We start from the raw sequence: 16,905 nt of genomic DNA on the forward strand, positions 1-16,905 counted from the left end.
TCCATCTCTTCTCTATATGTGTTCACAAATGGCACAACAGTATCGGCCTGATTCTAGATGAACTTGATTCAATTTCGAAACTCCTTTATGCCGCTCTTCCTATACCGACAGCAGTCCCATGTAGATCAGTTCAGACGGATTAGCTGGATTCTGCCCCAAACCAACACGATCACCGGTACGCGGAATCTGCAGTTTGGACACCAGTGTTTCCATCGTGCGCTGATAGGTGAGACCGTTCGTTTCAGTTACCTCAAGCACAAGCACCACAATCGGATCAAAATTAATTAATTTCCCTGTATCCGATACACTGAGCACTTTTCCGGTTGCCGTCAGGGGCAGCGAACCGCTGGCAGCCAATTGTGCCTGCTTAGCCGAGTCCAAACTTTGATTGATGGCATCCCGATGTTCTTTAGGTACAAAACCTTTCATCAGCAAACCCGTAAGCCCGCTATTTATCGTGCGATCCGCTTTGGCAATCGCATCTTCCTGTTTATTTTTACGTGTAAACCATCCCATCATATCAAGCACCTCATTTGTTTTTTTATTGTGTATGCTTAATTATAAACACAACGTGACAGCCCTGAATACACATCCGGACACATACAAAAAAACCGAGGAAATGCGTCTGTTACAGACACAACTTTATCGAGATATTTGCCCCTGTGCCCTGCTTTCCCCAATAAAAATGAATATTCGGCCTGACTCAATGAGCATTCAAGCGTTTATTTTTGTAACATTACCTTGAATCTCAGTTGCTCATCCCAGCCCGACACCCACATTTTGATTCATATGTAACCCTGTACGCCTGCAAGTAACCTGCAAGAATGCCTCAGAGCGGTTCAATCTGAAACCTAAGATGCACTCTGCTTATTTGAACATGAGCCAGGCGCAGCTAATGATTCTAACGAATCCAGATAAGCTTATTGAAGCGATATGCGGCGTTCTAAAATTGTAACGATCCCCAGAAACCTTATTTCACTCAAATCGCCAGAAAATTGCCCATTTCCACATCAGAATTCCTAAATAGGGCTTCCTCAAATCGTTAGAAAATAAAAACGTGTGATATCGCTCAAATAACGTCTCCTGAAATCGTTAGAATCATAAAACCCATCATGTCGGAGCATTCTAGCCAAAGTCTCCCCATAGAAATCTTTAAAGTTACTTTGTCTCACCACTACACTTTCGCTTTCGCCACTTACTTTACCTTACTTAGTTTATCCAGCCACGCTTCACTTTCTTTAATGCTCTCCTGCCCGCCGCCCACTATCTATTACTTTACTTTCCTTCATTCCCTCCTACCATCATGCTTGCCCATATCCTTACTTGCTCTATATCCATCTCTCCGCCCCCGACGCCTATAGCTTTACTTTCCTTCATATCCTCTCAGCCCTCACCCCGTCCACAATCCCCAGCTTCACCTTCTTTATGTCCCCCTCCCCCTTCATTTGCTTCGAGCACTTCACCGCACCAACTACCTCTCCAGACCTTACTATTACTCCAGATTTCAGCACACGTTGCCGCCTCGCCCCACCTTTAGCGGGAATTGCGCAGCAAATACACCAGTTTGCGATAATACGCTGCTGCTTCCTTGTACCGCCGCTGATCCTCATTCACTACAGCCAGTCCTTCATATAATGACTCCAAACGCATCGACTGCTGGATACTCTCGAAATAAGGCAAACATGCCTGCGCATGTGTCAAAAACACATCCTGTTCACCGTGCGCCAGAGCCAGCTGGCTTTGATAGTAGACGGCATTCATCCGCTGATCCTCTGTGACAGCACAGCTTAACAGCTGATGTACCCCTTGCGCCAGCACGCCCCAGCTTTTTCGGGCCGAGGCTACCTCGCAGCGGTACACCCAGAGCAGCGGCTTCATCGCCTGCTGCGTCTCCTCCGTTTCGGCACGGAGCAGGTTCTCGAAGCGCTCAATCTCCGCCTGTGCCTGGTCGAGTTCACCTGACATCGTTAACATCACAATCCGATTATTCGCAATCGCAGTCACCAGATCACCCGGATTCCCGGCATATACCAAATTCGCCTCTGCCATCGACAAGGCGGACAGCGCTTCCTGTACAAGCCCCATCGTAAAACAATAGCCACTGTAGGCCACATACAGACCGGACAAACGGTGAAACAAACGCTGATCATAGACATGCTTCATCGTCTGTTCAAACGTGCTTTTTGCCGCCTCGTACTGCCGGGTCTGAATATATGCCTCCATCTGAACATTCTGAATGGACAGCCACAGTTCACTGCCCGGCTCCGTCAGGCTGCTCAGTCTTGTCACGTGAGTCAGCACATCCACATAAGCCAGCTTGGAGCGATAATATTGAATTTTATAGAAAAGCAGCGCTTTGCTGAGCGGCCGGGGAAGCTGTACATCATCCGGACGGCCAAGCTTCTCCAGATAAAAATTGAGATACGACGTATGAATATATTCATGCGCCGCAGCGTCATTTAATTGCTGATAATATACTGCCTTCATAAGAGCCGTTGTTAACTCGATCACGAGTGAATCATGCCGATCCTCCAGCGCATGCACCTCCTCCTCCGGGATCATTGTGGCTGGCACGGACATCTGTGCAAAAATCTGCTCTGCCCGCGCCATCGTCTGCTCGTCTTGTGCATTGGCACGCAGCAGATAGGAGGCGCTCACCCCCAGACGCCCGGCAATGCTCTCCGCCAGATCCTCGGGCAGCGGGTACCGTTCTGCGAGAATGTTGGCAAAATGAGCTTGCGTAACCAGACCTTCTACAAGGTCTTTGCGTGCAATTTGTTTTCGTTTGCTCAAATACTCAATCCGTTCTTTTAACATGCCAAGTCTATCCTTTCATCATCACGTTATAACCTTTTCATCCATAAAAATAATCTGATACCTTCTCACTTCGCAAGAAGTCTAATCATTCTGATAAAAGCGTCCGCTCTATAAAAAAACATTCATGATCCGCTAAATTATTTCTGCCTGGTTTTCGGCAAAACCTTCAAACCCATCATCCCAAAATAACCCCTCAATAGCCAGACTTGCAGTAAAAATGGTCAAAACGGTTTCCGTTTCGAACATAATTGTTTTACAATAGGGAAGATGCATACCCACATTAGAGCATTCATGCAGAGTCTGGAACGATTAGAGCATGAAGAGTATGGAACATGTGGAGTATGAGGACGAGCAGCAGCACAATGAAACGATTATGCTTTGACCATGATTAAAACATGAATTGAACACGAAAGGGTGTCACAATAATGATTATTAAACCAAGAACACGTGGTTTTATCTGCACAACGTCCCATCCTGTCGGCTGTGCGGCACAAGTTCAGGAGCAGATTGATTATGTAAAATCCCAGCCAGCCATTCAGGGCCCGCGCAACGTGCTTGTCATTGGTGCGTCTACAGGTTATGGCTTGGCTTCACGGATCGTATCCGCTTTTGGAGCAGGAGCCAATACAATCGGTATCTACCGCCCGTCCAGCTCTACGGACAAGCGTACCGCTTCTGCCGGATGGTATAACTCTGCAGCCTTCGAGAAGGCAGCTGACGCCGCAGGCCTGAAATCCTATAGCATCACGGGTGATGCTTTTGCCAACGAAACCCGCGACAAAGCCGTCGAGCTGATCCGCAGCGAATTCGGTCAGGTGGATCTGGTCGTTTACAGCGTTGCTTCCGCGCGCCGTACCGATCCAAATACAGGTGAAGTGTTCAACTCGGTGCTGAAGCCGATTGGACAATCCTATACGAACAAAACCGTAAACTTCCATACAGGTGAGATCAGTTCGGTCACGCTTGAACCTGCTACAGAAGAAGAGATTCGTCAGACCATCAACGTGATGGGCGGCGAGGACTGGGAGCTGTGGATGGATGCACTGCAGCAAGGCGGCGTAATTGCAGACAACGCTACGACCATTGCTTTCTCCTACATCGGGCCTGAGCTGACACATGCGATCTATCGTGAAGGCTCCATTGGTCAGGCGAAGGACCACCTGGAAGCAACAGCACGCAAAATGCATGAGCGTCTGAGTACAACAGGCGGACGTGCCTACGTTACGGTAGCCAAAGCGCTTGTCACCCAGTCCAGCTCTGCAATACCGGTTGTGCCGCTGTATATTTCCGCGTTGTACAAAGTGATGAAGGAAAAAGGACTGCATGAAGGCTGCATCGAACAGCTGCAGCGACTGTTTGCAGATCGTCTGTATGCGGGCGGTGATGTGCCGACCGATGAGCAAGGACGTATTCGGATCGATGATTGGGAGATGAGAGCAGACGTTCAGGAGGAAGTTGCGAAGATCTGGAACGAGCTGACAACCGAGAACATCTATGACCTGTCCGATCTGGAAGGCTACCGCCGCGAGTTTTTCCAGCTGTTCGGTTTTGAAACCGATGGGGTCGATTATGAAGCCGACGTTGATCCGAACGTAGAAGTTCCACATCTTGTTCAGTCATAAAATTGATGTTGGTTTATTTGGGGGAGGAGCTGCACAGCTTCTCTCTTTTTTCATTTTAATGCAGTATTTATACCGTATTTTATGCAGTATTCACTCATACAATCAGCCTTCCTGGTGAACGCCTCCTAACACACTCCGCTCCAGGACAAAATAAAAAGAAGCACCACCATCCTGGATGATCTGCTTCTTGTGTTTGACCTTTTGCAATTTTTCCTGTTTGGTTGGCGTCAGACGAACATGCTGGGATAACGCACCATAATCTCCATTGATTCTCCGGCTTTGCTCGGGACACCACTGCCCTGACCGTGCTGCTTTGCGCAACGCTTTTTGTGTCTGTGTACGTGCCATAACCCATTACACACTCCTTCAATTGATATAAGTTCAATATATCATGTGCAGCGTTACAAGTGAAGGTGCAGCTAAGCCTGAGACCCGTTCTACATCCCTTTTATGTAAAAGAAACCCTCCATCCCAGCGCCCAAGACCGCGCCCGTCTGATATCAAGAGCGCCTGCGCCGAGACTGCCACGTTTCAATGGGCTCGTGATCATCCTCTTCGATCAGCTCCAGCGCCTCGTCCAGCCTGCATGATTTGAAGAGACGGATCAGCTCCATCAAATCCTCGCGGTCCAGCAGCTTTACCCCGTTCACCGCTGCCAGTATTCGGCAGGACTCCGTATACCGGGCAGAAGTCAGTACAATCGAACGTTCTGCCTCATAATAACGCATCGACGTGTAGATTTCCTGCACCGCGCCCAGACCCACTGGATGATTTGCTCCATAACGCTTCGCTTGCACAACACTTCTTCTGCCCAGTCTGTCCACAAAAACGAGATCTGCTCCGAAATCCCGGCTGCCCGTCGTTTTATGAACCTCATCGTAGCCCAGCTGCTCTAACAGATTGTATAGATACAATTCAAATTCGGAGCCATCTTGCATTTGATCAATATCCTTGATCGTAATTTTCTGAGGATTCGCCTCGCTCCGTATCCGCTGCCCGCGATATACTATTCTCCTTATGATCCAGGTCAGCAGTAACAACAGGACGATGCCTGCGAGGATCAATAAAGTCAGGTTTTCACTCCAATTCATGTCTGTTCTCCTTGTCCGCTTGCTCCGTACCTTCCGTGCAGCTCGTGTTACAGCACTAAATATATCAAACTTCGAAACACATCGGAAGAAGATGAATGCGCTGTAACTGTTCCACTTCTTTAAACAACGAATTTACATACAAAAATCACGAAAAGGTTACAACGTCTCTGGTTGAATTATACTAGAATATAATGGTAGAATTCTTCCATCGGTTCTATTTTGACCGAAGACGAAAGGTGGTTTCTCACTTGTATCCAACGAACAAACACAAGACGACAACATGGGCTGCCCTGCTGCTCAGCAGCATGCTTTTCCTGAACATGAACACAGCAGCACACGCGGCGGCAGCCACAGAATCTCTTCCAAAACCAGCCTGGACCTCATCTTCTCTGATGCTGACAGAGGCCAATACAGAGAAAGACGTGATGATCCACAATATTTACGCTGTACCATCCAAAAATCTGGTGTACGTTCACTCCTCCCAGCCTGTGATCAAAACGAGCAGCAAAACGACACTGGATTGGCAGCTTGATTCACTGCAGGCACTGGACGCCAAGACAGGGCAAGTCAAATGGAGCACCATTTTCCATGAGAAAAGCGGGCCTTATACTACCTACTCTAATTCCTGGTATACAAACAATGGTACAGCCTATGTGTACATGGAGTATTCGGATAAAAGCAAAAAACTCTACTCCTTCAACACTTCGGGTAAGACTAATTGGGTTAAAAATATAAATGCTTCAGCCAATATATCTCTCATGAATAATGATAATCTGCTGGTGGCTTCAAGTCAGGGGGTGCAGGCAAACGGCTCTGTGCGCTCCACACTCTCGCTGTATGACAAAAAAGGAAAACTGCTGAGCGAGAAAACGATCTCAGGCACGGTGCTTCAGGCAGGCCATGACCGAATTGTCGTTGATGCAAGCAAACAGGTGAAGTCAGGCAGCTTCTGGCAGCCCGCTGCCAACCCTAAAATTGAAATTTACGATGCCTCGTTCACGCGTCTGTCCTTCTATCAATACCCGGCAGATGCAAGTACACAAGGCGATGGCGGGGGTGAATCACTGGCTATTCTGGAGGACGGCTCCATCATCATGCGTGCCAACTTTGCAAGCACAGGCAACCGACTGATGGGGTTTGGCCCGGACGGCAAGCTTGCATGGGGTCGTGCCATTGCTGGCAATGCTTTCATCCAAACGTCAGGGAACGGTTATACCGTACTCACTGGACCGAAGCTGGAACTTTACACGATGAACGGCAAGGTAACTGAACGTTTATTCCAGGATGCGAAGCCAGTGCTCATGAATGTGGACCGGACACAGGACGGACTATATCAGCTGGATTTTGCCAAAACAGGATATATCCTTGATCCGCAGACCTTGGAAGACATACACGTATACACCGTCAGCACAGCTGTTCCGTCACTGGATCATGTATCGGCTTATGCGAACGATGTCATCTATTCCATGAAGGGTGATGCACTGTCCAAGTATGCACTGAAGGTTTCATCCGCCAAATAATTTCCATCGAGTCCCGAACACTCATGATGGAATGAGAAAAGCCGGATAAGCTCCTTGCGGAGCCGCTCCGGCTTCTCTTATTTCCAATTTGCTTGAATAAACTCATCTCTGCCGGACATCGCCCGGTCTTCTTTATAATGCTTCTCGTTTTTCTTGTGATAGTCCTGATGATAATCCTCTGCGGGGTAAAAGGTTACAGCATCGCGAATCTCCGTCACGATCGGCTGGGTGAACCGACCACTGGCAGCCACATCCTGCTTCGATTGCTCGGCCAGCTGCCGCTGACGTTCATTGTGCACAAAGATAGCCGTACGATACTGCGTCCCACGATCCTGAAACTGCCCTCCGTCATCTGTCGGGTCAATCTGAGGCCAGTACAGCTCCAGCAAACGCTCGTAAGGGAACACCTCTGGATCAAACGTAATCTCGACCACTTCCACATGTCCGGTTTCCCCGGTCTTAACCTGCTCATATGTCGGGTTTTCGACATGACCACCTGTATATCCCGATATAATACCGTGTATGCCTGGCTGTTCCTCAAACGGAGTGACCATACACCAGAAGCATCCACCGGCAAACGTTGCCTTTTCTAATTTTTTCTCTTCAATTCCCAAACCTCTTCATCTCCCTGTGCTCAGACTATGCCTGCATTCTCCATTGTAAAACAAACAAGAGGTTGATGGAAAGCCGCCGCAGGCAGCTCTTCATCAACCTCTTCATTAGGCTTCGTTTGGAAGCACTCATATGTGTATGTTTCGTACAGCTTCATGCTGCACAGCAAACGTTTCAAATACTGCTTCATCAAAACATTGTAATCATTGCGGCGTTTATCCGCGGCTACGTCCCATGGAACGGAAGATCAAGCTGACGATAGCTACAAGCACGATCGCACCAATCAATGCAGGTACAATGTGGAATCCACCCATTTCCGGTCCCATGTCTCCCAGAATCACTCCGCCTAACCATCCACCGATAAATCCGGCAACGATATTACCGATAACACCGCCCGGGATGTCACGACCAACAATCAGACCTGCGAGCCAACCAATGATACCACCGATAATTAATGACCATAACCAACCCATATCATTCACCTCTAATTTTAAGTTTTTGTTGCGTCTGACTACTATTAACCGCTCCAGAGGCATTTAAACAATTGGCATAAAAATTGTTGCATATTACCATGATCCAAATGCTTCCTTCTCTGCTAAACAGACGTTCCGTTGAGGCATGGCGACAGGCCGTGTCAGTATCCGGCATTTCATCAGCACATGGCTGCGATAGGTACCTCCCGAAAGTCATTCTATGTTATCAGAGACAAGGTTAGTATACCCAAACCAGATGAATTTATATTTATGGCAGGTGCAATTGTGCCGAAAGATCCATCATCATCTTCATCAGATCAATAAAATCCTGCTCGACCCTTGCCCGGCTGAGCAAGCCAGTTGTGTTTATGGCTCTTGTCCAGTTCTCCACGCATGGACTGAATCACCTGAACAATGTCTGTACGCCCATTTTGATGCCACTCCAGCGCTGCACTGACATACAATTCCCCGAGTTGTGCAAGCGAGAACGTATCTGTCAAACGTGCCGCCTCTATGGTGCCTTCTTCACCCGCAAATGCGCCAAATCCTCGCTGACGCAAATATTGCAAACGCAGGGCCTCATCTGGCAGCGGAATTTCATAAGCCCGGTCGAAACGACCTGCACGGTTCATCAGACCCGGATCGATTTTCTCAGGATAATTGGTTGTACCAATGAGGAAAATGCCTTCCTTGGACGTCGCGCCATCCAGTGTATTCAGGAAGAAGGAACGCACCTCATCCGGCATGGAATCAATGTCCTCGATAATCAGCACCATCGGTGCCAGTCGTTTGGCTGCGTCAAACACTTCACGTACCGACTCGCTGTTGGTGTATTCGGTAATTTGCCAGTAAGCAGCCGGTCCGGGAATGCTGCCTGCGATTGATTTTACCAGTGTGGTCTTTCCGTTTCCGGGGTGACCATAGAGCAGTATGCCGCGTTTATAAGGAATATCATAATCGCGATAGAAGGAGCGATCCGCTTCAAAGAACTGGTCCAGCGAGCGGAAAATATCCTGCTTGATCTGTGCAGAAAGGACTACATCTTCTCTGCTTACTGAACGTGTGATGGACTCCACATGACGGTCACTCCCGTTGCGGGCATCCGTATATACCGTGACCTTTTTCATATTTTGCTGACGTTCCCGTTCCCGTACACTGCCGAGAAACTGCTTCATCTCTTCATCGCCGATAGCAAACACAAAGTCCTCACTGTAGATCCCGTTCTCGCGGAAAAAAGGAACGCGGACCAAAGCTACACCCCACTTCGGATAAGCAAACACGTTGTTGCGGATGGAGTAATGCACACCATATGTAGGCACATCCCCATCGTCATCATAATGCAGGGTTTGAAGCTCAAGGTCCTCGAAGATACGAGCGACCAGTTCCACCTCTTCGCTGCCGTTCTGTAAATCCTCACGCAGCAGCTCCCAATATTCGTTATTCGGATCCGAGCTTGAATACAACTTGTATTCCACGCCGTACCGCTTCAACAGGGCTTCACCGATGCCACGGATCAGTCTGGAATAAACCGCATATCCTTCAACCCGAATTCGGTTATCATGCTGCTCATCATAGGTGTAAATGGCCTTCATTGCTTCTTCCTGTTTCATCTTTATTTCATTTTGATTCATTATTTCGCTCCTTTTACCGCAGCAAGCGGCTTGCATTTGGCTACCACTTGTGCTAATCCGGCACCAGTAACACTATCTATAATTTCATCGACATTTTTATACGCCTGAGGTGATTCATCAATAATAGATTCCAGAGACCGCTGATTTACAACAATCTCGTCAGCTGTACCTACCCCTAATGCTCCGGCAAAATCCTCCACAGTAACCAGACGTTTGGTCGCTGTACGAGACCGGGCACGGCCCGCACCATGACATATCGAATAATAGTTGTCTGCTCCTTCAGGCTGACCCACCATGATGTAGGAGGCCGTGCCCATAGACCCCGGAATCAACGCCGGATGGCCTGTAGCCATGTAAGGTTTGGGATTATCAGGATGACCCGCAGGCAATGCTCGAGTTGCCCCTTTACGGTGTACAAACACGGAGCCTCGCTCTGCATGGGATTCCTCCCAGGCATAATTATGCATCAGGTCGTACAAGGTACGGAATTCACATTTAGACCCGAATACATCACGAAATGCTTCGCGAATGGAATAAGCGATCAGATGACGATTCACCACGGCATAATTCAACGCAGAGTACATCATGTTTACGTAGTGTCTTGCTTCCGCGTGCTCCAGCGGGGCGAATACCAGTCTCGGATCAGAAGTTCCAAGTCCCAGCCGCTGCATCACTTTGGCAATGGCAGCCGAGCTCGTCTGGCTCACATGCCCGCCCCATGCGCGGGAGCCTGAGTGGATCATGATTGCGATCTGTCCATCCACCAGTCCCCAAGCCTCGGCTACTTCACGATTTTCCTCAGCAATCTCAATCGCCTGAATCTCGGCAAAGTGATTCCCGCCACCCAATGTGCCAAGCTGACGATGAGACCGGTGCCAGGTCATATCCGGGACAAGGTTTAACACATTTTCATCGTAAGTGAACTTGCTGCTTTCCACATGTGTAAGTGAAGTGGATTTTTTGGGAGTGTAACTGTCGGGAATGTATTTTTTCGGGAGTCCATGCAGTCCTTTACGTACGACGTGCTCTAGTCTGATATCCGAGTAATGCCCCCGCTGGTTTGCCTCCATCGGCAGTACCTTTTCAATGGCTTTGACCAGCTTGCGCCGCAGCTTGACCTCTTTCAGATCATCCTTGTGCAGATTCGTCAGATGCACACGCATGCCGCAGCCAATGTCACTTCCTACGATGGACGGCGATACATATCCACCCTGTGCCTCCCAGACAGCCGTTGTGCCGATACATGTTCCTACACCGACATGCACATCCGGAGTATACCCCATATAAGAAATGCCGGGAATTTGCAGATTATTGTTGGCCATCTCGAATACTTTATAGTCCAGAGAAGAGAACAGCTGCTGAGCAGCATATACGGTGAGTTCTCCGGCTGGTAGATGAACTTGATGGCGGAAGCCTTCCGCTGGCTCGCTCAAGTTTGTAAATGGATTGTTCTCATTATTCATAAAAATTTATTCCTTCCTGTACGTTCAGCAAATTCGGTTTGCTGTTATATAAGTTGAAAACAATTCAACTTGTGTAATTATTTTTAAAAAAAATATAAAAAAACCATGGACTCGTCGTCCATGGCTTATACTGCATGACAATAATGGGTAACAGGACAAATCGAGTCTGTACCTGTCATCCATCGCTTGATATCGCGAAGAACACATATTGCTCATAGAATGTTATGTCATTCCATAATCAATATGCCTTTTCTTTTATGTCGACCGTATGAGGCCAAAAAGACGATGAGCCGGATATGCAGTTGTGTCCAAGTTACGTTGTGTCGAATTCAAATTATAACCAAGCGTCATGTCTCTCGGCCTCCCTTCATCATTGATAGTACTATATTAAGGGCACATCTTTTCGGTTGTCAACCCTTTCCTTGGAAAATATTGATGTACACGTGAAACCCGTGTGCACCTGCGCAAAAAGAGGAGGTCGTCCGAAGACGCCTCCTCCATAGCCATTTTTCTTCAGGAGAACTTTACAATTCAGTCTGCTTCTCCAGTTCTTCAACCGGGTTTTCATTCTCCTTCGCTGGAACCTTGGATGACAGGAACCATCCACACACAGCGATCGCAATTAACACAATATAAAATCCGAATTTCCATATTTTATTTTCGGGGAAATGCTCATCCAGAACACCGAGTGCCGGGTGAGCCAGCGTAATTACGGATAACTTGACCCCTACCCAACCTACGATGACAAAAGCAGCTACTTCGAGACCCGGACGGGAATGAAGCAATTTTACGAAAAATGAAGCGGCAAAACGCATGATCACAAGTCCGATAAAACCACCCAGGAAAATGACGATAAACTGACCGCCATCCAATCCGCCTATTGGCGGCAAACCACTCGGAGGCAGAGCCACTGCCAACGCTACAGCAGCCAGAATCGAGTCCACTGCAAAGGCAATATCCGCTACTTCAACCTTAAACACGGTCATCCAGAAACCGGATTGTTTTTTCGGCTTTTTAGGTGTATCGTCCACAGCTTCATCCGTTTTATTGCGGCTGCCCATAATCTTCTTAACGATATGGTTAATCGAGATGTACAGGAGATAAAGCGCTCCAATCGCTTGGACCTGCCATACATCGACCAGGAACGAGATAAGGAACAAAGAACCAAGACGGAAAATAAATGCGCCCAGCAAACCATAAAACAACGCTTTTTTACGCTTCTCCTCTGGCAAATGTTTGACCATAATTGCAAGCACCAAAGCATTATCTGCTGCAAGCAATCCTTCAAGGACTACCAGGACCAGAAGCACCCACCCGTATTCCAATAATAATGCTGCATCCAACATTGACTCCTCCTTAATATCCTTATAATGTACAAAAAAAAGGACCTTTACCATTACTGGCAAGGTCCTTTTATAACCACAAAAAGAAACCTTTACCGAGCATGTATACTTGGTAAAGGTCTCGCTAACAACGAAATGCTGCCAATAAAGCCGGGGATGTGATCCCGAATTGACGACTTTATTGTAAAAGCTACTCCCCTTTAACAGGAATATGTAGTTTTAGTACAACCGATGAATAACATGTAAACATCATATTTCATAACATAAAATAAAGTCAAGCTTTATTTACGGATTCACGGTACATTTTTCGAAAAACAAAAAAGTCGTAAATCATGTTGCCCAGTGGTACGAATGACACGAAAAAAAGCGCTATGGGACGGCGCAATTGCCATTTCTGAACAGTGTATAAGGACACCATAAACAAAAGGTACATCAAAAACAGAAAACCGTATAAATTGCCAAACCACGTGACGGCTTGAGGCATGATGCCTGCATCCCGGAGAGGAAAAGCAACAAATAATAATAACAGATACGAAATTCCCTGTAACCACAACAGCAGCCGGAAACGACCCAGCATTGAACGTAACATTTTTATCCCCCTGCTTCTATATGCAAAAAACGCATAGTATATCCTGTACAGTATATCACAAAAGCACGTCCGATCTGCAGCACAGGTCGACAGCAGAATATTCCATGTATGAAACGTTTACCACTGCTGAGTTCGAGCACCACACAGGAGCCAAATTGCTGATTCACACATACAATACATAACGAAGTTTGTTACCCAGGTCGGACAAGGAGGAGCGAAACATGCAAATCGTCATGATAGCACCAGAGAAACTGCCTCTACCCGGCAATGGTTCAGTCGAAATCTGTATTTTGAGCATTGCACGCGAGCTTGCCCGTCGTCATCAGGTAACCATTATAAGTCGTTCTGTAAAAGGTTCTCCAGTGATAGAGCAGATTGACCAGATTACTATCAGGCGTGTCTCCGCTACAAATGCAGCTGACTATACACGATCTGTTATTCGTTTGCTGCATACACTGGAGGTTCACGTTATTCAAGTGGATAACAGACCCCACAGTATGGCAGCAATTAAAAAGGCATTTCCCCACATCCCCGTTGTACTCTATCTTCACTCTCTTACATTCGTTAAACCCGGCCCAGGGAAGGTGGCCGCACTCAAAAAAGCGGATTGCATAGCTGTGAACAGCCAATCTTTAAAGCGCAGACTCTTTCAGCGTTTTCCTGCTATCAAGTCGCGTCTGCATGTTGTTCCCCTAGGTACGGATGTTGAGCGATTCAGACCAGCAGTCAACAGAGAGGAACAGCTTCGTTTGCGCAAAAATGTTGGCTTAACCGATCGTTTCACTGTGCTGTATGCCGGTAGAATAATTCCAGGCAAAGGGGTCGATGTTCTTATCCGTGCCATTGCTCTCTTACAGAAACATCTGACTGTCCAGCTGGTCATTGCAGGTAAGGGTCCTCAGCAATTTATACGCTACCTGCGTAAATTGGCACGTAAATATAATGTGCAGGCGCTCTTTCTCGGTCAGATGAAACATGAGCAGATTGATCAGCTCTACCGAAGCGTGGACTGTCTCGTATGCCCTTCACAGAACCATGAAGCCTTTGGCCTCGTTAATGTAGAAGCAATGGCCTCCGGCATTCCCGTTATTGCTTCCGATAATGGGGGGATTCGTGAAATCATTCAATCGGGAAAGAACGGATATTTGATATCCGGCTACGGAAAGCCGCAGCCTTTCGCATCCGCTTTATCTCAGCTGGCAAGCAGCCCTGCTCTTGCACAATCGCTTGGGGAATGCGGACGTGAAACCGCTGCTGCCCAATTCAGCTGGGCAAGGACAGCCATGCATCTGGAGGCTGCCTACACAAGGCTCATTCGTGCATGAGCCTTTTTATATTTTCATCAATACTCAGGCTTTCTCACGAAACTGCCAATCCGCGATCATTGAATCCATCTGTGGCACAGGTACATGTGTAATTTCAATCAGTTCAATAATGAGCATATCCTTCATCATAAATCTCACTTTTGCACAGGTTTGCTGATAGAAGGCATCATAGAACCCTGCCCCGGTCCAGCAGCCATGAGGGACCTTGCCCGGATGGTTAATAATATATCCTACCTCTCCGATCGGTGGAACAACTACTTTAATTGCCTGGTGATCCCGGCGATTATCGGGGTCTTTTACAAGATACAGCGTATCTCCTACTTGAAATGCCTGAGCTCCATAATAATTATCCATGCCATTTACTGCGGCAAATATTTTCACACTCATATAACTACTCCTTTTCTTCCGCATTCTCCCTGGTGACTAGAGTGCCTCTTCATCTTCATATCGTTCCAGCCATACCAAAAGTTGTTTACGAATCTCTTTTCGATACTCCTGGGGTTCAAGCACCTCCGCCTCAGGACCAAACTGATATAACCACTTTAAAAATTCACGACTGCTATTCAGAGTTACCTCGAATAACAAACCACCATCCGCAAGATCTGTCATGCGCGGACGAACAAACATCTCTTCTTCTTTTATGTAGGGGGCAACTTTTTCAGAGAATCTCACCTTAAAATGAATATGTTCGTCACCCCGATCCACGGACCAGGTATTTTTCATATACTGATTTATGTTGAAATCACCCATATCAAATACAGCATTGGTTTTCGTAACATCCAGAAAACGGCTGATGCGAAACAAACGAACTCTCTGCTGCAGATGACAATATCCTATCAGATAGAAACGTTGATCGCGCGGCACCAGATAATAAGGGTCAATATGTCGAAATGTAATCTCATTATCGGCGAGCGTATGATATTGAGCCTGGATTGTCCTCCCATCTATAATTGCCTCCATGATAGGGATTAACAGGTTAGGGTCCTTCCCTTCCTCCCGGTATGCAGGTATTCCCATTCGAATGATGCCAGCAATATTTTCCACAATTTCACTGTTCCTTGTTTTAAGTTTGGTGTGTGCCGATATAACTTTATCAAAAGCTGAATCAAACTCAGCCGGTAATTTAGAAGTATCGACCAAGGCCGGAAGCATGCAAAAAAGCATGGCCTCCTGTTGGGTAAAATCTAGCGGATACATCGCGAATTCACCAATAAATCGATAGCCCTTTCCATATCCTTCGTTCATTATGGGAGCAACCCTGTCCAAAATCCGGAGATCACGATAAATTGTACGTACAGTTGTACCGCATTTCAGGGCCAATTCCTTAGCAGAGATTCCGGGATTAGCTTGTATAGCCTGAAGTATACGCAGCAGACGAATTAATTTCTCTGTCATGTAGTTTCTCCCCTTCGATATTTTATCGGCAAGGAAAACTAGTTCCTTTAGTTCATATCTAAATCTTTAGTCCCAAATAAGTTTTCGCAAATTCACCTTTTTTTGCTAGTTCAGTTGCACTTTTCCCCCCTTTTAATATACATTCTCTTACTCGCTTGCGTAAATTAATAACCCAAAATCGAGTTCACCTAAGCCTGAAAGCCTATACAAAAATCTAAAAATAATGCAAAAAGCCCTGATTCTAAACGAGGCAGGGCTTTAAAAAGTTCAATTTATTCGATACATTTTTGTTTTTTATCTTTTTTAAATTCTTTATTTTTCCATTTTACCCAAACTGTGCAGCGCATGAAGCATGTGATCACATAGATCCGGGATATCCTGCATCTGCTCTTCATTTACTTTGCGATCAAAATGTACGCTGGAGGCAATGGTGAATGTTATCGGTGTCTCGCCAAACATGTAATGAATCTGTTGTACGGTCCGCTGAGTCGGCCAATTTTCCTGCAGGATAGCCTGAATGTCATGACAAAGAAAATCTGGCTGCTTCGTCGTAACAAGTTCAAATCGAAGCTCCAGACCACAACCTGGTTGACTGCCTGGTGTCCCCAGAATTTCTGCAGCCGTATCCTCCAGCGCACTTTTCAGCACCAGTTCAGCAGTAATGCCAGCGTTCTCTCTGAGACAAAATTGCAGGGTAAACACTCTGGACATGCTGGCCATGTCGAGCTGATCTCTTCGATGAGTGACGTGAATGCGTTCATCCAGATTGTCCAGATCGTAAATATAATTTTCGATGGCTACTTTGAGATTATCGTAGATGGTAGGATCAAACATACAGCAAACCTGCTTTCTTTATCTTTATCTTTATCTTTATCTTTATCTTTTTCCATTTCCTTTTTCCATTTCTTTTTCCTTCGCTTGCTTCGTTTTCTCAATTTCGTCCGTCTTCACGTTGTACCACAATTCCTTCCGTTATTCCAATGATAGCTGAACCCTGCAGTAAAAAGAAGAAAAAGCCCAGCCC

Annotated in this window: 17 protein-coding genes; 3 read left to right on the top strand and 14 right to left on the bottom strand. The window is 46.8% G+C overall.

Translation table 11 applies throughout. From position 1 onward, the window contains the following. Nucleotides 1–99 precede the first annotated feature (99 nt). Both ACQSGY_RS20825 and ACQSGY_RS20830 read right to left on the bottom strand, forming a co-directional pair. Complete coding sequence (locus ACQSGY_RS20825) at nucleotides 100–519, bottom strand: hypothetical protein (protein ID WP_427180416.1); 420 nt, start codon at nucleotides 517–519, stop codon at nucleotides 100–102. A 1,014-nt stretch (nucleotides 520–1,533) separates the two neighbouring features. After that, complete coding sequence (locus ACQSGY_RS20830; protein WP_427180418.1) at nucleotides 1,534–2,817, bottom strand: XRE family transcriptional regulator; 1,284 nt, start codon at nucleotides 2,815–2,817, stop codon at nucleotides 1,534–1,536. 425 nt (nucleotides 2,818–3,242) lie between these two features. Here ACQSGY_RS20830 and fabV point away from each other — a divergent pair, with 425 nt between their 5' ends. Beyond that, nucleotides 3,243–4,439 (top strand): enoyl-ACP reductase FabV, encoded by a 1,197-nt coding sequence (gene fabV, locus ACQSGY_RS20835; RefSeq protein WP_427180419.1) that lies wholly within the window; start codon nucleotides 3,243–3,245, stop codon nucleotides 4,437–4,439. Nucleotides 4,440–4,541: 102 nt separating this feature from the next. Here the strand turns inward: fabV and ACQSGY_RS20840 are convergent, their stop codons facing one another. Together ACQSGY_RS20840 and ACQSGY_RS20845 are read right to left on the bottom strand one after the other, a co-directional pair. Further along, nucleotides 4,542–4,787: a hypothetical protein gene (locus ACQSGY_RS20840; protein WP_188591558.1), complete on the bottom strand. Its 246-nt coding sequence runs from the start codon at nucleotides 4,785–4,787 to the stop codon at nucleotides 4,542–4,544. A gap of 152 nt (nucleotides 4,788–4,939) precedes the next feature. Further along, the gene (locus tag ACQSGY_RS20845; protein ID WP_427180421.1) at nucleotides 4,940–5,530 is read right to left on the bottom strand and encodes a restriction endonuclease; all 591 of its coding nucleotides are present in this window, start codon (nucleotides 5,528–5,530) and stop codon (nucleotides 4,940–4,942) included. Nucleotides 5,531–5,778: 248 nt separating this feature from the next. On the opposite strand from ACQSGY_RS20845, the gene ACQSGY_RS20850 reads away from it, so the two are divergent. Then, a complete protein-coding gene (locus tag ACQSGY_RS20850) occupies nucleotides 5,779–7,050 on the top strand; it encodes a hypothetical protein (RefSeq protein WP_427180422.1) in 1,272 nt (423 codons plus the stop codon). A gap of 77 nt (nucleotides 7,051–7,127) precedes the next feature. Here the strand turns inward: ACQSGY_RS20850 and msrA are convergent, their stop codons facing one another. The 7 genes from msrA to ACQSGY_RS20885 form a co-directional block, all read right to left on the bottom strand. After that, nucleotides 7,128–7,664 (bottom strand): peptide-methionine (S)-S-oxide reductase MsrA, encoded by a 537-nt coding sequence (gene msrA, locus ACQSGY_RS20855; protein WP_427180423.1) that lies wholly within the window; start codon nucleotides 7,662–7,664, stop codon nucleotides 7,128–7,130. 20 nt (nucleotides 7,665–7,684) lie between these two features. Further along, the gene (locus ACQSGY_RS20860; RefSeq protein WP_427180424.1) at nucleotides 7,685–7,819 is read right to left on the bottom strand and encodes a hypothetical protein; all 135 of its coding nucleotides are present in this window, start codon (nucleotides 7,817–7,819) and stop codon (nucleotides 7,685–7,687) included. Between the two features lie 58 nt (nucleotides 7,820–7,877). Then, entirely contained in the window at nucleotides 7,878–8,135 is a 258-nt protein-coding gene (locus ACQSGY_RS20865; protein WP_145406117.1) for a GlsB/YeaQ/YmgE family stress response membrane protein, read from the bottom strand. A 317-nt stretch (nucleotides 8,136–8,452) separates the two neighbouring features. Beyond that, nucleotides 8,453–9,766 (bottom strand): AAA family ATPase, encoded by a 1,314-nt coding sequence (locus tag ACQSGY_RS20870; protein ID WP_427180425.1) that lies wholly within the window; start codon nucleotides 9,764–9,766, stop codon nucleotides 8,453–8,455. Next, complete coding sequence (locus ACQSGY_RS20875; RefSeq protein ID WP_216519239.1) at nucleotides 9,766–11,229, bottom strand: RtcB family protein; 1,464 nt, start codon at nucleotides 11,227–11,229, stop codon at nucleotides 9,766–9,768. Before ACQSGY_RS20875 ends, ACQSGY_RS20870 begins: the two co-directional genes overlap by 1 nt. Nucleotides 11,230–11,753: 524 nt before the next feature. Continuing rightward, a complete protein-coding gene (locus ACQSGY_RS20880) occupies nucleotides 11,754–12,572 on the bottom strand; it encodes a TerC family protein (RefSeq protein ID WP_145406174.1) in 819 nt (272 codons plus the stop codon). 274 nt (nucleotides 12,573–12,846) lie between these two features. Then, complete coding sequence (locus ACQSGY_RS20885) at nucleotides 12,847–13,161, bottom strand: DUF3817 domain-containing protein (RefSeq protein WP_427180427.1); 315 nt, start codon at nucleotides 13,159–13,161, stop codon at nucleotides 12,847–12,849. A gap of 221 nt (nucleotides 13,162–13,382) precedes the next feature. Between ACQSGY_RS20885 and ACQSGY_RS20890 the strand changes: the two genes are divergently transcribed. Next, nucleotides 13,383–14,486 carry a glycosyltransferase family 4 protein gene (locus ACQSGY_RS20890; RefSeq protein ID WP_427180429.1) on the top strand — a complete coding sequence of 368 codons (1,104 nt, stop codon included), beginning with the start codon at nucleotides 13,383–13,385 and terminating at the stop codon, nucleotides 14,484–14,486. A gap of 24 nt (nucleotides 14,487–14,510) precedes the next feature. Here ACQSGY_RS20890 and ACQSGY_RS20895 read toward each other — a convergent pair whose 3' ends face one another. The 3 genes from ACQSGY_RS20895 to ACQSGY_RS20905 form a co-directional block, all read right to left on the bottom strand. After that, a complete protein-coding gene (locus tag ACQSGY_RS20895) occupies nucleotides 14,511–14,873 on the bottom strand; it encodes an HIRAN domain-containing protein (protein WP_184185871.1) in 363 nt (120 codons plus the stop codon). A gap of 36 nt (nucleotides 14,874–14,909) precedes the next feature. Then, the gene (locus ACQSGY_RS20900; RefSeq protein WP_427180431.1) at nucleotides 14,910–15,881 is read right to left on the bottom strand and encodes a helix-turn-helix transcriptional regulator; all 972 of its coding nucleotides are present in this window, start codon (nucleotides 15,879–15,881) and stop codon (nucleotides 14,910–14,912) included. Between the two features lie 312 nt (nucleotides 15,882–16,193). Next, nucleotides 16,194–16,715: a hypothetical protein gene (locus ACQSGY_RS20905; protein WP_427180433.1), complete on the bottom strand. Its 522-nt coding sequence runs from the start codon at nucleotides 16,713–16,715 to the stop codon at nucleotides 16,194–16,196. Between the last annotated feature and the right edge of the window lie 190 nt (nucleotides 16,716–16,905).

Origin of the sequence: Paenibacillus sp. TC-CSREp1, from assembly GCF_050171015.1 — a bacterium.
GTDB lineage: Bacteria > Bacillota > Bacilli > Paenibacillales > Paenibacillaceae > Paenibacillus > Paenibacillus silvae.

Coding starts and splice junctions, on each gene's coding strand:
- ACQSGY_RS20825 (WP_427180416.1), bottom strand. CDS start 519: ATGATGGGATGGTTTACACGTAAAAATAAACAGGAAGATGCGATTGCC.
- ACQSGY_RS20830 (WP_427180418.1), bottom strand. CDS start 2,817: ATGTTAAAAGAACGGATTGAGTATTTGAGCAAACGAAAACAAATTGCA.
- fabV (WP_427180419.1), top strand. CDS start 3,243: ATGATTATTAAACCAAGAACACGTGGTTTTATCTGCACAACGTCCCAT.
- ACQSGY_RS20840 (WP_188591558.1), bottom strand. CDS start 4,787: ATGGCACGTACACAGACACAAAAAGCGTTGCGCAAAGCAGCACGGTCA.
- ACQSGY_RS20845 (WP_427180421.1), bottom strand. CDS start 5,530: ATGAATTGGAGTGAAAACCTGACTTTATTGATCCTCGCAGGCATCGTC.
- ACQSGY_RS20860 (WP_427180424.1), bottom strand. CDS start 7,819: ATGAAGCTGTACGAAACATACACATATGAGTGCTTCCAAACGAAGCCT.
- ACQSGY_RS20865 (WP_145406117.1), bottom strand. CDS start 8,135: ATGGGTTGGTTATGGTCATTAATTATCGGTGGTATCATTGGTTGGCTC.
- ACQSGY_RS20870 (WP_427180425.1), bottom strand. CDS start 9,766: ATGAATCAAAATGAAATAAAGATGAAACAGGAAGAAGCAATGAAGGCC.
- ACQSGY_RS20875 (WP_216519239.1), bottom strand. CDS start 11,229: ATGAATAATGAGAACAATCCATTTACAAACTTGAGCGAGCCAGCGGAA.
- ACQSGY_RS20885 (WP_427180427.1), bottom strand. CDS start 13,161: ATGTTACGTTCAATGCTGGGTCGTTTCCGGCTGCTGTTGTGGTTACAG.
- ACQSGY_RS20890 (WP_427180429.1), top strand. CDS start 13,383: ATGCAAATCGTCATGATAGCACCAGAGAAACTGCCTCTACCCGGCAAT.
- ACQSGY_RS20895 (WP_184185871.1), bottom strand. CDS start 14,873: ATGAGTGTGAAAATATTTGCCGCAGTAAATGGCATGGATAATTATTAT.
- ACQSGY_RS20900 (WP_427180431.1), bottom strand. CDS start 15,881: ATGACAGAGAAATTAATTCGTCTGCTGCGTATACTTCAGGCTATACAA.
- ACQSGY_RS20905 (WP_427180433.1), bottom strand. CDS start 16,715: ATGTTTGATCCTACCATCTACGATAATCTCAAAGTAGCCATCGAAAAT.